At 64.4% G+C, this 14677-nt stretch carries 16 protein-coding genes; 11 read left to right on the forward strand and 5 right to left on the reverse strand.

All coding sequences use genetic code 11. From position 1 onward, the window contains the following. The first annotated feature begins 75 nt into the window (after nt 1-75). On the forward strand, nt 76-561 hold the full coding sequence (locus tag LJ737_RS14050; RefSeq protein WP_227766753.1) for a hypothetical protein: 486 nt from the start codon (nt 76-78) through the stop codon (nt 559-561). 136 nt (nt 562-697) lie between these two features. Here the strand turns inward: LJ737_RS14050 and LJ737_RS14055 are convergent, their stop codons facing one another. Continuing rightward, nucleotides 698-1399: a hypothetical protein gene (locus tag LJ737_RS14055; RefSeq protein WP_227766755.1), complete on the reverse strand. Its 702-nt coding sequence runs from the start codon at nt 1397-1399 to the stop codon at nt 698-700. A 155-nt stretch (nt 1400-1554) separates the two neighbouring features. On the opposite strand from LJ737_RS14055, the gene LJ737_RS14060 reads away from it, so the two are divergent. Both LJ737_RS14060 and LJ737_RS14065 read left to right on the forward strand, forming a co-directional pair. Further along, nucleotides 1555-2076 carry a GNAT family N-acetyltransferase gene (locus LJ737_RS14060; protein ID WP_227766757.1) on the forward strand — a complete coding sequence of 174 codons (522 nt, stop codon included), beginning with the start codon at nt 1555-1557 and terminating at the stop codon, nt 2074-2076. A 113-nt stretch (nt 2077-2189) separates the two neighbouring features. Beyond that, entirely contained in the window at nt 2190-2414 is a 225-nt protein-coding gene (locus LJ737_RS14065; RefSeq protein ID WP_227766758.1) for a CDGSH iron-sulfur domain-containing protein, read from the forward strand. 274 nt (nt 2415-2688) lie between these two features. On the opposite strand, the gene LJ737_RS14070 is transcribed toward LJ737_RS14065, so the two are convergent. After that, nucleotides 2689-2949: an acyl-CoA-binding protein gene (locus LJ737_RS14070; protein ID WP_227766760.1), complete on the reverse strand. Its 261-nt coding sequence runs from the start codon at nt 2947-2949 to the stop codon at nt 2689-2691. A 138-nt stretch (nt 2950-3087) separates the two neighbouring features. Between LJ737_RS14070 and LJ737_RS14075 the strand changes: the two genes are divergently transcribed. Next, nucleotides 3088-4383 carry a metal-dependent hydrolase family protein gene (locus tag LJ737_RS14075; RefSeq protein WP_227766762.1) on the forward strand — a complete coding sequence of 432 codons (1296 nt, stop codon included), beginning with the start codon at nt 3088-3090 and terminating at the stop codon, nt 4381-4383. 61 nt (nt 4384-4444) lie between these two features. Then, nucleotides 4445-5230: a hypothetical protein gene (locus LJ737_RS14080; RefSeq protein ID WP_227766763.1), complete on the forward strand. Its 786-nt coding sequence runs from the start codon at nt 4445-4447 to the stop codon at nt 5228-5230. Nucleotides 5231-5265: 35 nt separating this feature from the next. On the opposite strand, the gene LJ737_RS14085 is transcribed toward LJ737_RS14080, so the two are convergent. Both LJ737_RS14085 and LJ737_RS14090 read right to left on the reverse strand, forming a co-directional pair. Beyond that, nucleotides 5266-5826 carry a sugar O-acetyltransferase gene (locus LJ737_RS14085; protein WP_227766765.1) on the reverse strand — a complete coding sequence of 187 codons (561 nt, stop codon included), beginning with the start codon at nt 5824-5826 and terminating at the stop codon, nt 5266-5268. 95 nt (nt 5827-5921) lie between these two features. Beyond that, complete coding sequence (locus LJ737_RS14090) at nt 5922-7931, reverse strand: lipase family protein (protein WP_227766768.1); 2010 nt, start codon at nt 7929-7931, stop codon at nt 5922-5924. 232 nt (nt 7932-8163) lie between these two features. Between LJ737_RS14090 and LJ737_RS14095 the strand changes: the two genes are divergently transcribed. From LJ737_RS14095 to LJ737_RS14105, 3 genes are all read left to right on the forward strand, one after another. Beyond that, complete coding sequence (locus LJ737_RS14095) at nt 8164-8679, forward strand: CinA family protein (RefSeq protein ID WP_227766769.1); 516 nt, start codon at nt 8164-8166, stop codon at nt 8677-8679. Between the two features lie 62 nt (nt 8680-8741). Then, nucleotides 8742-9323 (forward strand): hypothetical protein, encoded by a 582-nt coding sequence (locus LJ737_RS14100; RefSeq protein ID WP_227766771.1) that lies wholly within the window; start codon nt 8742-8744, stop codon nt 9321-9323. Nucleotides 9324-9398: 75 nt separating this feature from the next. After that, nucleotides 9399-10082 (forward strand): hypothetical protein, encoded by a 684-nt coding sequence (locus tag LJ737_RS14105; RefSeq protein ID WP_227766773.1) that lies wholly within the window; start codon nt 9399-9401, stop codon nt 10080-10082. Nucleotides 10083-10356: 274 nt separating this feature from the next. Here the strand turns inward: LJ737_RS14105 and LJ737_RS14110 are convergent, their stop codons facing one another. Further along, nucleotides 10357-11394 carry a hypothetical protein gene (locus tag LJ737_RS14110; RefSeq protein ID WP_227766775.1) on the reverse strand — a complete coding sequence of 346 codons (1038 nt, stop codon included), beginning with the start codon at nt 11392-11394 and terminating at the stop codon, nt 10357-10359. Nucleotides 11395-11522: 128 nt separating this feature from the next. On the opposite strand from LJ737_RS14110, the gene LJ737_RS14115 reads away from it, so the two are divergent. The 3 genes from LJ737_RS14115 to LJ737_RS14125 all read left to right on the forward strand — a co-directional run bounded on the left by LJ737_RS14115 (nt 11523) and on the right by LJ737_RS14125 (nt 14665). Then, complete coding sequence (locus tag LJ737_RS14115; RefSeq protein ID WP_227766776.1) at nt 11523-12743, forward strand: zinc dependent phospholipase C family protein; 1221 nt, start codon at nt 11523-11525, stop codon at nt 12741-12743. A 154-nt stretch (nt 12744-12897) separates the two neighbouring features. After that, nucleotides 12898-13800 (forward strand): manganese catalase family protein, encoded by a 903-nt coding sequence (locus LJ737_RS14120; RefSeq protein WP_227766778.1) that lies wholly within the window; start codon nt 12898-12900, stop codon nt 13798-13800. A gap of 112 nt (nt 13801-13912) precedes the next feature. Beyond that, nucleotides 13913-14665, forward strand: coding sequence for a peptidylprolyl isomerase (locus LJ737_RS14125; protein WP_227766780.1), 753 nt, complete (start codon nt 13913-13915; stop codon nt 14663-14665). Nucleotides 14666-14677: the final 12 nt, after the last annotated feature.

Below are 14677 nucleotides of genomic sequence, written 5' to 3' on the forward strand. Positions count from 1 at the left end.
ACGGGAAAGCCGCGGGCCGATTGTGCTGAGTGCGCAGGAATTGCGGGGCCGCTGGAAATATGGTAACTTATCTATATGCCGCTGTCTGCCCCGCTTCCCCGCACCTGCAAAATCCATTCGCCCGTGGAATTGGTCTACCACGTCGACGACGCACACGGGCAGCGCGTGGCCGACTTCGGCTATTTTGCCGCCGAGCGCGTGCTCTACATCCGTTGGCACGGCCACCTCACCGCCGACGAGGTCATCCGCGTGGCCGAGGCCAGCCTGCCGTGGCTGGAGCAGCTGCACCCCACGGGCCTGCTCAACGACAAGCGCGGCACCAGCGGCGACTGGGGCGAAGCCATGGCGTGGATCGAGTACGAGTGGATTCCGCGGGCCAAAGTCAGCGGCCTCACGGGCTTTGCCTACGTCATCAACGCCGACATGATGGTGTCGTTCGAAAACGCCGCCTTGATCGACAAAATCCGCGAGCAAGTGGAGTTACGCACGTTCTACAGCGTCGGGGCGGCCTGGAAATGGCTGCGCCAGCACACCTTTCGGCGCACTGGCGCAGCAGCTTAAACCATTCGGGAATTGCCTAGCCTGTCACGTCGGCCTTGTCGGAGCATCTCGCGGACCAATGCCGGATGGCCACCTCAACAAGGAAATCCGGCAGCTGCCCAGCTTCGCGCGGCCCGGCGGTCAGTAGGGCCTACTCTTACTCACTGATGGCCTCCTTGGTCTTTTTGGCCTGCTCCAAGGTGCGGAACTCGGCCTGCCAGGAGCGAATGCGCAGGCGGTCATCGACCTCAATCAAGTCGCGCACTTTCTCGTAGCGCTGGTTGAGGCGGGTGAGCACCACCGAGGCCTGGGCCCAGTCCTCGGGCGTCCAGTTTTTGCGGTTGGTGCGCACGTAGTCGATGAAGCGGCTGTAGAGGTCGGTCATCTCCGACGCCCGGGCCGTGGTCACGTTCACGTTTTCGCCGAGCATGCGCGTCTGGGTTTGCTGGGCCGTTTCGGGCTGGCTGGCTTGCTTTTCCAGGCGCTCCTGCCGGGCTTCCCAGGTTTCGTACCGGTTTTTCAGGCCGGCGTATTCGCGCTTGCCCGCCGCCGTGAGGCTGTCGAGGCCGCGGTCGATGCGCGAGCTTTGGGTTTCGTATTCTTCCTTGATGCGCGGCAGTTCGCGCTTGGTGACCACGTCGGCCTTGTCGAGGTGGTCGTTTACCCACTCGCGGAACACGCCTAGGTCGCGCTCCACGTCGGAGAGGACTTGGTCGGTGGTCGACGACGCTTTGGAGGGCGTTTTGGCGGGCGTGGTGGTCTTGGTAGGCGTCTTGGCCGGCGTCGTTTGGGCCGAGGCCGCGGAGGCGACCAGCAGCGTGGCGGCGGCGAAGGCGGCAGAACGCAGGATTCGTTTCATAGCGAGCAACTGAGGGAAAAAAGAGGCGCGGTCCGGCACCGGGCCGCGGGGCCCGCAACCGGGCTACAGCCCGGCTCTTTAAATTTCGGGCCAAACCCACTTACGGGCCGGAAGAACGTTCGTTATTTTGCGAAATTATATTCTGCCCGCCTCCTATGCCCGATTCGGTAGCCGCTCCCGTCACCATTCAGCCCGCCACCGCGGCCGATATTCCCCTCATCATCGAGCTGGCCGAGGCCACCTGGGAGCCCACCTACCGCTTCATTATCAGCAAGGAGCAAATCGAGTACATGTACCGCGTCATCTACACGCCCGCCTCGCTGGCGCGGCAGATGCAGGACGAGGGCCACCGCTTTTTGCTGGTGTACTACGACGGCCACCCCGCCGGCTACGCGTCGTACAGCGCCCGCTCCACGGAGCCCGAGGTGTTCAAGCTGCACAAACTCTACGTGCTACCTTCGCACCAGGGCCTGGGCCTGGGCCAGCGCCTGGTGACGGCCGTGGAGGGCGGCGCCCGCATGGCCGGCGGCCAGTGGCTGGAGCTGAACGTGAACCGCCATAACCCCGCCCTCACGTTCTACCAGCGCCTGGGCTTTCAGCAGCACCGCGAGGAAGACATTCCCATCGGCCCGTACTGGATGAACGACTACGTGATGCGAAAAAAGCTGAACGGGTAGTCGGGCAACCCGGGACTGGTGCCCGGTCCGCTTCGCTGTTCTCATTGCCGGCTCATTCCGCTGCCGCACCTGTCACCATCTACTCTGTCACTTCACCATTTTTCCTGTTCCCCATGCCCACGAAACTCACCGTTAACAACAACGGCTCGTTGCGCGTCGAAGGCGAAGACTTCGTCATCGTCGACGCCCAAGGCAATGAGTACGGCCTGCAGGGCCGCACCCTGGTCAGCATCTGCCGCTGCGGCCTCTCCAGCAACAAGCCCTTCTGCGACGGGTCGCACAAAGGCCACTTCGAGCACAACGCCGTAGCCTTCGACCTGCCGCCCAAGAAGGCATAAGTAGCCGCCGGCCAGCAGCACGGGTTCACCCCACCGTCATTGCGAGAACGAAGGACGACGCCATCTTTCCTCTCGCGGCACGACACCGCAATTGGCAGGAGCCCAAAAGACACCGCCCGAAACTGCAAAAGCCAGTTTCGGGCGGTGTCTTTTTGGTTGGCAAGGATTGTAGCGGCAGTGCTCCTGGCGGAAGGCTTGGCGACGCCTTCTGCGGTTGCCGCGCTTCGCTCGCAATGACGGCCGGTGCGGCCGCTGGCTCAACCGGGGTGACGGTTTAGGCTTGCTGGAAGAGCTGGTTCACCAGGTCTACGTACTCCTGCCGGGCCTCCTCCTGGCCTTTGCCGTTCAGGCCGGCCCAGGCGTCGTACTTGGCAATGGCTTTGAAGTCGAAGCCGCCGGGCCGGTCGCCGCTCACGTCGCCCTCGGTGGCTTGCTTGTAGAGAGCGTAGAGCTTGAGCAGGGTCAGGTTGTCGGGTTTCTTGGGCAGTTGCTGGGCGCGGTCGGCGGCGTCCTGAAATTCTTGCTGGGTTGCCATGGGCGGGGAATGGGTAGAAAGTGAGCGGGCCACTGCGGCCCGGGCAGTAAGGTACGGATTGCGCGGAATTTGGTAGGCATGCAGCGTTCTTTTAGCGCGTATCTTCCGCCATCCGGCCCTGCCTCATTTCCCACCACCATGCGCCTCCGTTCCGCTCCTACCCTTTTCGCCCTGCTGGCACTGCTTCCTCTATCGGCTGCGGCCCAGAAAACCTACCTGCACTGCGGCCACCTGCTCGACGTGCGCGCCGGCCGCTTGCTCACGGAGCAAACCGTGGTGGTGGAAAACGGGCGGGTGCAGGCCGTACAAGCCGGCTACACGCCCGCCGCCGGTCCGGCCGACAAGGTTATCGACCTGCGCAACCGCACCGTGCTGCCCGGGCTCATCGACTGCCACGTGCACCTGGAGGGCGAAACCAGCCCCAACGGCTTCCTCAAGGAATTCACCGACAACCCCGCCGACGTGGCTTACCAAGCCGAAGTGTACGCCCGCACCACCCTGCGCGCGGGCTTTACCACCGTGCGCGACCTGGGCGGTTCGGGCGTCAACATTGCCTTGCGCAACGCCATCAACCGCGGCTTGGTGCAGGGGCCGCGCATTTTCACCGCGGGCAAGGCCATCAGCGGCACCGGCGGGCACATGGACCCCACCAACGGCTACCGCCTCGACCTGATGGGCGTGCCGGGCCCGGCCGAAGGCGTGGCCAACGGCCCCAGCGAAGCCCGGCAGGCCGTGCGCGAGCAGTACAAGCGCGGCGCCGACCTGATCAAGATTGCCTCCACCGGCGGGGTGCTGTCGGTGGCCAAGGACGGCTCGGCCCCGCAGATGACGGAGGAGGAAATCCGGGCGGTGGTGGAAACGGCCCACGACCTGGGCCTGCGCGTGGCCTGCCACGCCCACGGCGCCGAGGGCATGAAGCGGGCGGTGCGGGCCGGCGTCAACAGCATCGAGCACGGCACGCTCATGGACGACGAGGTATTCCGGCTTATGAAGAAAAACGGCACTTGGTACGTGCCCACCATCATTGCCGGCAAATCGGTGGCCGACTCGGCCACGAAACACCCCAACTACTACCCGCCGCTGGTGACCCCCAAGGCCCTGGCCATTGGCCCCCGGCTGCAGGGCACATTCGGGCGCGCCTACAAGGCCGGGGTGAAAATTGCCTTCGGCACCGACGCCTCGGTGTACCGCCACGGCGTCAACGCCAAGGAATTCCAGTATATGGTGGAGGCCGGCATGCCCCCGCTCGAAGCCCTGCGCGCCGCCACGCTCAACGCCGCCGAGCTGCTCGGCCAACCCGACAACCTCGGCGCCCTGGAGCCCGGCAAGCTGGCCGACGTGGTGGCCGTCGACGGCGACCCGCTGCAGGACGTGGGCAGCCTGCTGCGGGTGCGCTTCGTGATGAAGCAGGGCGCGGTGTACCGGCAGGACTAACCCGCGGGCCCCGGCAGCCGGCACGCATTACGCCCACAGGCCCCGACGTTTAGCCGGCTAATTGCCGTATTGCTATTACCCGTTTTATGCCGCGCGTTACCTCTTATCTGCTCGGCGGCGCGTTGCTGCTGACCGTGCCCGCCCGGCGCAGCACCACCTGTACCTCGACCTGCGCGGGCAGTTTGAAGCCGGTTACGCCCAGGGGTGGCTGCGAGGACCCCAGGCCCCCGGGCTGCGCGTGCGTCCGGGCAGCGTGAGTCCCCGCCCTGGGGTGGCCCTGCGCCTGCGCGGCCCGGGCCGCTGGAGCACCTCGCTTGACTACGCCGTGGTCGTGCTGGACTGCAGCTACGTCATCACGCCACCGGCCGGCACCCCGAGCAGCTTGCTCCGGGCCCGCGTTGGTCACTCCTTCGAGCTGGAGCGGCTCAGCTGGCTAGCGCACTACCGCCCGGGCCGGGTCCATGACCCGACCCGGGCGGTCCGCAATCTGCGCTTGATATGGGAGTTGCTGGCCGGGGCAGGAATAAACTACCTCGGGCGTGATGTGGAGCAGCAACGCGGCTTTAGCTACGTTGTCAGCAACCAGGATACCGTGCTGCGAGCCCGCAGCAGCTTCCACCGGGCCTGGGCGCCGCAGTTCACCGCAGGCCTCACCACCCGGGTGCACTGGCGCAACCGGGAGCGGGCTTTTGTGAGCGTGTATGTTGCCCAGGGCCTGGCCGACCTGCTCAGCTTTGAAACCCAGTACGGCGTTGGCGGCGCGGCCATCACCCAGGGCCAGTTGCGGGCCCGCGGTTCGGCCTTTGGCTTCACGCTGGGCCTGTATAGCTGGCCGGCTCGCTCGTAGCGCAGTCACCTCGGCGGCCCCCTACGTGCGGCCGCTTACTCCTCCGGCGGCAGTTCGCGCAGCACCCGGCAGGGGTTGCCGGCCGCTACCACGCCCGCCGGAATATCCCGCGTGACCACGCTGCCCGCCCCGATGGTGCTGCCCGCGCCGATGCGCACGCCGGGCAGCACGATGACGCCCGCGCCCAGCCAGGCCCGGTCGCCGATGACGATGGGACGGGCAAACTCCCAGCCGGCCGTGCGCGGACCGGGCTCCACGGGGTGGCCGGCCGTGCTCAACACCACGTTCGGGGCAATGAACACGTCGTCGCCGATGGTGACGGGGGCGCAGTCGAGCACGGTGAGGTTGTAGTTGGCGTACACGCGGCGGCCCAGGCGTAGGTTGTAGCCGTAGTCGAGGCGCAGCGGGGCTTCGAGGTGGGCATCGGTGTCGCGGCCGAGCAGCTCGACCAGGGTGGCGCGGTCCAGGTCGACGGGGCTCTGGTTGTAGCGGTGGCAAAGCTCCTTGGCGCGGTGCCGCTCGGCCACCAGTTGCGGGTCGTTGGCCTGGTACAGTTCGCCAGCCAGCATCTTGTCTTTTTCGGTAGGAGCACTCATGGCGGCGAAGGTAGCAGCCGGTTTGCGCAGGCCTGCTCCTACTCAACTCTTTACACCTAGAACGCAAAATCCTGGGGTAGAGAAGCTGGAGACCTTCATGCCTTCACCAGCGTGGGCTTCTGCGCGGCGTGAGCTTTTGCGTCGGGCAAGGGTTTGGCTTCCATCATCTGGGTGATGTGCTGCACACAGGCCGACTGACGAATGGAGGCGTGCCAGACGCACACCATGTCGAACAGCAGGGCCGCCAGCCACCACACGTACAGTGCCACGGCAGTAGCCAGCAGCACCGGCCAGAGCGGCCCGGGCTCCTGGTCCTCGCGCATCATGTGCGTGCCTTCCCACACCAGTACTCCTACGCCCAAGGCCCCCAGAACCAGCAGCGGCACCATGCCCCAGTGGGTACAGAACCGCGCCGTCAGGTAAGCTACCAGGGCGCCGGCTAGTGTTAGCAAAGGAAATTGACTGTGTTGGCGTAGCCAGTCGAGGCTATCCGCCCAATCAGCAGTTGCGTCCGCGCTGGCAAGTTGCCCGGCCAGCAGCAACCACCCGAGGCCCAGCCCCGCCAAAGCGCCGACCCAGGCGCCGACCTGCACCCAGCTGTTCTGCTTCAGCCGCGGCAGGCGCCCTACCAAGGTCAGACCGCCCAAGAGGCACATGCCGCCCAGGGCGCTGGCAAACACGAAATAGTCGCTGTTGAGCTTTTCGAGCGTGAAACTAAATAACGGCTTGGCCGCCGCCGCTCCGGCGTTGGCGGCGGCCGCTACCTCGCCTACCGCTTGGCCAGCCTTGGTCGCAACGTCGCCGTAATTTTTAAAAAAGTAATCAAGCAAGGCTTTGAATACGACGTACGCCGCGCCGAACAGCATGCCTAGCACGCCCACGTAGGGCAGCGTGTAACTGATCAGCTGCGCCTTCAGCTTGCTGCCCGGGGGTTTAGTGTAGACATCATGCCGGCGTTCGGGGGATTCATTGCGGTTGACCACCGTGCGGATAAAGTGGCCGAACACGTGCTCATCTTCCCAGTAGTCGACGTGGGCCTTGCCCGGAAACTGGTAGCGCGCAAATCCGTGGTCGTGTTGGTCTTCGAATTCGAAAACGCCTTTCAGGTTGTGCTGCTCGAGTCGGTTGCGGGCCTCGTCGAGGTTAAACCCGATGGGGTCACCGAAGTCGTAGTAGTTGCGCCAGTGGATTTTCTGATCCTGCTTGCGCTCCAAGCCCGCGCCCTCGGGCCAGCTAAACAGGTCTTCCCATAGAACAATATGCTTGTCAATCGGCGAGCCAAGCGTCATGAAGCCGCGCACTTGCTCCAGCCACGGAGCTTTGCCCGGCTCGTGCAGGGCTTGTAGCAGCCCCAGCAGCGACACGACCGTGCCTTCGCTGTGGGCCACTATGTGGATTTCGGCGCCCGGGTAGGCCTCGTGCACGCGCGTCAGCATCTTGTCGAAGGCGGTGAGGATTTGCCCGCGGGCCGTGCCGAACTCCGTCACTACCTGCACGTCGCCCAAGTAGTTATCGAGCAATTTGCGCAGGTCAAACGTGAACAAACTTGCTTTTTCGGCCAGGTAACAGAAGCGCTCGGCCACTGCCAGGCTCTCAATCATCTCCGTCATGATGAACTTGATGCGCTGAAACTCCGCATCGACAGCGCGGCGCTCGGACGCGGGCAGTTCCGGCCCCTGCCGCAACTGGGCCGCTTTTTGGCGCATGCGCATCCGCTCGACGATGGTGCGAGCCCAGTTCTTGGCTTCCTCCAAGGTGTAACGTTCTTTGACTACTGCCCGGGGAATATCAGCCCAGTATACCTCGGCAAACGCCAAGTGCTGAAACTGCTCGCGTGGATACCAATCGGGCAGGCAATACAGATTATCCTTGGTGTGAAAGCTGCCTAGCGGTACCGCTGCTGGCGCGTGATGGTAAGAGCAGAAGCGGTTGACAACCGACTGCAACGTGCCAAAACTGTGCTGGTCGCCCACACCGTGTATTGCAACAATGACCTTGGTAACCTCCCGGCCGGACACAGCCGGAATCGGGCCCGCTTCGTGCACTTCTACTTGTGCCTGGCCAGATGAGGAAGAGAAGTTTGTTTGCGCAGAAATAGTGGCCATCCTCGAAACCGTTTATAGTTATCAGAGCATAATAAAGTAGCAATTTACCAAGTCCAATGCAAGACTATCCATATTAAAATTGCCTAATACTTTCTTATTAAGTGAAACCTAGCAGCGCAACTAGCGCGGGTCTCCTCTGCCAAGGGCACGCGCTGCCGCATCACAAGCGTAACCCCAAAGCAAGGCGACCGTATGCCCCCCGCCGCGCCGTCCTTAAATTTCCCTGCTTTCCATGAAGTCCCCCGACGTCGACGCCCTCGTCAAGAAATTCATTCAGCACAAGCTCACCCTGGCCCTGGCCGAAAGCTGCACCTGCGGCTGGGTGGCGGCCCAGCTGGCCCCGGCGCAGGGCGTGAGCGAGGTCTTGCTCGGCTCGGTGGTCACCTACCACGCCGAGGCCAAGCAGCGCCTGCTGGGCGTGAAGAAGAAAACCCTGGAGGAATATTCCGCCGAAAGCCAGCAGGTGGCCAACGAAATGGTGGAAGGCCTGCACAAGCACCTGCCCGCCGACGTGTGCGTGTCCATCACCGGCTTGTTCGGGCCCGGTGCCTCCGAAACGCCCGACAAGCCCGCCGGCACCATCTTCGTCACTATTCTGCTGGAAGGCCGTGCCCACGAGTACCGCGAGGTGCTCCAAGGCGCCACCGACAAGTTTCGCGACCTGGCTGCGGATTTCATTTATACCAAGCTGGGCGAACTGCTGGCGCGGCGCCAGGACAGCCCGACGGCGGCCGTGCAAGGCAGCTAGCCCGCAGGCCCTCACATCATTAGGGGATTGACGACGGGGCCGCTAGCGCGGTTCTTTACGGCATGAACGTTCCCCGTCTGCTGGCCGGCATCATTGTGCTGCCCTTGGCCCTGAGCGCCGCCCGCGCCGAACCGCCCGGCCCCTACTACCGCACCACCCTAGGCCTGACGGCCGGCTGGGGCGCCCCCTACGGCTGGGGCCTCGACGTGGGCCGTTTCTTCAGCGACAAGCTGGAGGCCACCGTGGGCGGCGGCCTGGCGGCCAGCGGCCTCAAGGCCGGCGCTGGGGCACGCTATTTTCTACTCCCGCAGCGCAATACGTCGCCCTACTTCGGCCTGAACGCGGTGTACTCCGGCCGCCTGCGCGACCAGACCGCCTCCTTCAGCAACGACGTGCATTACGACGTGCGGCCCAGCGCGGTGCTGCACCTGCGCAGCGGCCTGCGTTGGCAGAGCGACCGGGTGGGCTTCCTCGGCACCTTGGGCTACGGCGTGCGCCTGAGCGGCTACCCCATCCGTTTTCGGGAGCCCGCCGAGGGGCAGGCCGGGCCGCGGCCCGAAACCGTGCGCATGGCGCGGGCCTTTGCGCCCGGCGGCCTGGAAATTTCCTTCGGCATGAGCATTGGGCTGGGCCCGCGGCGCTAGCGTAGCGGCGTTGTGCGGCAGGTTTTTCTGCCCGGCGCCCGTCGCAGTGCGTGCGCTTTTCCCCACCTTCGTAGTATGAAGACCTATACTGTTGCTGCTATTGGGGCCGCTGTGCTGGCCGTATTTACTGCTTTGGGGGCGCAGGCCCAGACCGAGCTGCCCAGCCGCCCCGACCCCGCGGCCCAGCCGGCGCCGCGGGTGCCCACGCCCACGGTTTCGGCGCCCTACAAAGCGCCGCCGCTGCCCAGCCTCTACCCCACCAGCGCCATCGGCCTCGAAATGGGCTGGGGCGCCCCGTACGGTTTCGGCGTGCAATATGCTTACCTGGTGGCCCCGCACTTCGACGTCAACGCCGGGCTGGGGCTGGGCCTGGGCGGCAAAATCGGGGTGGGGGCACGCTATTTCCTGCGCCCCGACCGGCGCGTGACGCCCTACTTCGGGGCGGCGCTAGCCCGCACCGGCCGCATCGACAATGTGGACATGACGCTGAATGTGCGCGGCCGCGAGGAAAAGGCCAACTTCAGCTTTAAGCCCAGCGGCGTGCTGCACCTGCGCGGCGGGGTACGCTGGCAGCCCGGCTCGGTGGGCCTGCTGGGCTCCATCGGCTACGGCGCCCGCCTCACCGGCGACCCGGTGGTCTTCAACGATACCTACGCGTACGGCATGCCTTCCCAGGACATGGTCAACGTGGTGCGGGCCATGAGCGCCGGCGGCCTGGAGGTATCGGTGGGGGTGCTTTTCGGCCTGGGCCGCAACTAGCAGATGAGTAGCTAAGCTAGCCCGTCATCCTGAGCAGCGCGCAGGATCTTGCTCGCCCCTGCACTACCTGAAAAGCGCAGCCACCAACGCCCATTCGTCAGGGCCGCTGTGGCTGCATTTTTTGTTCCGAGCTGGAGGGCGGAACGTGTCTGCTCGTTGGCTTCAGCGGCGGTGCAAGGTCCTTCGCTTGGGCTCAGGATGACGCTCTTTTGTCCGGTCATCAGCTCAGCCATCCATTTGCTCAGCCACGCATCTACCCATCTGCCTACCCGTCTCACTGATTGCGCGGGCGGCCGAGCACTAGGCGCAGGTTCAGGCGCACGATGTCGCCCACGGAGTCGCAGCGGTCGAATTCCTGGGTTTGGTGGTGCAGGTTCAGCTCCTTTTTGAGCTGGGCAATTTTGTCGGGCTGCGAGAGTTCCTCCTGCCGCATGCAGTCGACGAGGTCCTTGAGGCGGTACCGCTCGGCGCGGGCGCGGCGGGCCATCAGGGCTCGCTCCTCCACTTGGTACTGCCGGATGGTTTCGGCCGGGAGCAGGCGGCGCACCAAGTCCACCACGGGGCGGTTGTCGCGGAAGTACTGGGGCAGGTACATGGCCTTGTGGCCCTCGTAGCTCTGCTGGTCGAAGTCGATGGCGCGCACCCGGTACTGCTCGTCCTCGAAGTCGGGCGTCACGTCGACGACGTAGTTGTAGGAGCGCATGTCGCCGAGCAGGCGGGCAAAGCACCGCTCGTTGAACTTCACGAACTCCTTGGCAATGCGCACCTGGTTGAGGTGGGGCCGGTCGAGGCGCGTGCGAATAAAATCGTCGCCGGGAATGCCGGCAATGTGCTCCTCGATAAGCGTGTCGCCGGCCACCAGAAAGTTGATGCTGTTCGGGCTCAGCAGGTGCTCCAGCTCCAGCCCGTACACCCGCGAGGCATCGGCGCGCTTGACGTAGAAGTAGTCGTAGTTGTCGTTGAACTGGTTGACGATGCGCACCCGAAACGGGTTGGAATTGCCGAAGCGGCAGTAGTCGATGCGGTCGGCAATGAGGTGCTCGGTGAAGGACAGGTCGCCGTCGGTTTTCAGGCGGGCGTACACCTCGGTCAGGCCCTGGCTGAGCTCCAGCAGCGTGTGCGGCTCGTACTGCACGGTTTCCCAGAGCGTGTCCTTGCCCTGGCGGTCGAGCAAGGGAAACGAGCCGGTGTGGCGCAGCAAATCGGCGTAGGTGACGGGCAGGCGGGTTTCGCGGTCGTACTGGTGCAGGTACTGGCGCAGGCCCGCGCTGATGCGGTACGAGGGCTTTTTCTTGGAAATGTTGTCGTTCATGGGGCGGGAAGCGGCGGTGGCAGCTGACAAGAACGGCAAACTCGGCGGCGGGGCGGCGGCAGGGAGTTCGGGCGTCGCCGAAAATTCCCGAACTTTAACCGCCTGACCGCATGTGCGGCCTTCTGCCCATGAAAAAAGCTTTACTTCCTCTCGCGCTGGCCTTGCTCGTGCCGGTGTTTTCGCCCGGCTGGGGCTTCTTCGGCCACCGCACCATCACGCAGGTGGCCGTGTACGCTCTGCCGAGCGGCATGCAGAACTTCTACTTTCGGCACATGGCCCAGCTGGTGAAGCTGAGCACCGCCCCGGACGAGCGCCGCACCGACGACCCCAACGAGGAGCACAAACACTACATCGACATGGACCACTTCGGCGACAACCCCTTCGGGCTGATGCCGAAAGCCTACGACAAGGCGGTGGCCAAGTACACGGCCGACACGCTCAAGAAGTACGGCACCGTGCCGTGGACGGTGCTGGAGGTGAAGGAAAAGCTCACCGACGCATTCCGGGACGGCGACACCACCGCCATCATTGCCCTCTCGGCCGACCTGGACCACTACGTGGCCGACGCCTTCGTGCCGCTGCACACCACCGAAAACTACGACGGGCAGCTCACCAAGCAGCAGGGCATTCACTCGCTCTGGGAATCGAAGCTGCCGGAGCTGTTCATTGCCCAGTACAAGCTCGATTCGGAAAAAGCCGACTACCTCAAGGACCCGCAGGCGGCCATCTGGGGCGTGATCCAAAGCTCCTACGGCTTCCTCGGCGCCACCTTCGACATTGAGGCGGAGCTGAACAAGAAGTTTACCACCGAGAAGAAGTACACCTTCTCGCACAAGTACGGCAAGACGCGCCGCTCCTACTCCGACGAGTTTGCCAAGGAGTACAACAAGAAAGTGGGCGGCATGGTGGCCTACCGCCTGAAGGGCGCCCCCACCATGGTGGCCTCGTTCTGGTACTCGGCCTGGAAAGACGCCGGCAGCCCCGACCTGAACAAGCTCATGCGCCCGAGCAAGCTCAGCAAGGACGAAAAGGAGCAACTCGACACCCAGCTCAAGGCTTGGAAGGAAAACCAGCTGGTGGACCAGAACCTGCTGCTGGCCATGCAGAAGGAAGCCGCCGGCCCCACCAACCCCGCCGACATACCGGACGAAACCTCGACGCCGGCCGCCCCGGCGGCGCCCGCCGACGCGCCCAAATCGGCGGAGGCCAAGCCCGCCGAGCAGCCGGCCAAGGTGAAAGTGAAGGAGAAGAAGGAGGACGCGCCCAAGCAGAAAGAGAAAACCAAAGTGAAGAAGGACGACGGGAAGAAGAAAGACGAGAAAAAATCCGACGACCCCTTCGGCGACTAAAATCTACCCGTACGCCCTCGATTCGGCTAAACGCCCCCGGTTTCCGGGGGCGTTTTTGTTTACCTCGGCTATAACTGTTACCGGGCCAGGGCGTTAGCCTTAGCGCCGCATGCTGTTCCGCGTTGTCGTATCCTCAACCATAACCCTGCGTCCTATGATTCACCGCATTGACCGGCTGGCCCTGGAGCTGCCCACCCCCAAAAACGCCTCGCCCAACGACGCGGCGGCCGTGCAGGAGCTACTCGGCGGCAAGTACGGCGAGATGTCGACGCTGATGAACTACACGTTCCAGTCGTTCAACTTTCGGGGGCGCAAGCGGCTGCGGCCGTTCTACGAGCTGGTGGCCAGCATTGCGGCGGAGGAATACAGCCACATCGAAGCCGTGTCGTACGCCATCAACCTGCTGCTGACCGGCACCACCAAGCGCGGGCACGACCCGGAGCCGGGCCCGCTGCAGGGTGCCGTGGACGCGCGCAACAGCTACCACTTCCTGAGCAGCAACCAGTGCGCCGTGCCCTACGACTCGATGGGCAACCCCTGGACCGGGCAGTACGTGCACAACTCCGGCAACCTGAAGCTGGACCTGCTGCACAACTTCTTCCTCGAATGCGGCGCCCGCGCCAACAAAATGCGGGTGTACTCGATGGTCACCGACCCCACGGCCCGCGAAATGGTGGGCTACCTGCTGGTGCGCGGCGGGGTGCACGTGGTGGCCTACGCCCGCGCCCTCGAATACCTCACCGGCGTGGAAGTGACCAAGCTGGTGCCCGTGCCCGATTTGAGCAACAAAGCCTTCAAAGAGGCCCGCAAGCACGAGGAAAAGGGTCTGCACCGCAAGCTCTACACCTTCAGCCAGGAAGACTACCTGCAGGCCGGCCTGATCTGGAACGGCCCGCACCCCGAGGACGGGCAGCCGTTGGAAGTGGTGAAGGGCTCGGTGGAAGGTGTGCCCTACCCCGATTTGGAAGAAGAACCACAGCTGAACTCGCCCGGCGCCGACGACTACGACCCGGATATGTTCAAGGACATTGCCAAGAAGCTCGGCATCAAGCTCTAACCGCCCCCACCAACGCCACCGACGCCCCCGGCCCGCGGCCGAACGGGCGGCTGCCTCGTATGTTTGTCCCCCGGACCCGCCCTTGGGTTCGGGGGATTTTTCGTGCCCGCTTATGCTCCGCTCCCGCCCCACCCCGCTGCTGCCGGCCGCCTGTGGCCTGCTGACGATGCTGGCCGCCTGTAACCAGCAGCCCCCGCCCGCGCAGGAAAAGCCCGCTCCAGCGGCCCCGGCTATTCCCGGCCCCGACCTGACGGCCATGCGCGACTCCAACGCCGTGCGTCTGCTAACGGCCTATGGCAAGGAACACCCCGAAACGCAGGTGCTCTTCCACACCTCAATGGGCGACGTGAAAGTGAAGTTGTACGAGGACACCCCGCTGCACCGGGCCAGCTTCCTGCTGCTCACCAACAAGGGCTACTTCGACCAAACCGTGTTTTACCGGGTGGAAAAGGGCTTCGTGGTGCAGGGCGGCAACTCCGACAAGCGCGAAATCAAGCTGGGCAAGTACCACATTCCGCCCGAGTTCCGGCCCGGCCACTTCCACCGCCGCGGCGCCCTGGGCATGGCCCGCTACGACGACGAGAAAAATCCCGGCAAGCTCTCCTCCTCCCACGACTTCTACTTCACCGTGGGCCAGAAATACACCCCGCAGCAGGCTCAGAGCATTGCCGGCCGCAAGCTCACCCCCGCCGAGCTCAAAACCTACGCCACCGAAGGCGGCGCCCCTGCCCTCGACGGCCAATACACCGTCTTCGGCGAGGTCATCGAGGGCATGGACGTGGTGGAGAAAATCAACCAAGTGCCCGTCGACCGCTACGACTGGCCCGAGAAAGACGTGACCATGAAGGTCGAAGTAGTGAAGTGAGTGGTTAGGTGT

The organism is Hymenobacter sp. 15J16-1T3B, assembly GCF_020711235.1.
Taxonomy (GTDB): domain Bacteria; phylum Bacteroidota; class Bacteroidia; order Cytophagales; family Hymenobacteraceae; genus Solirubrum.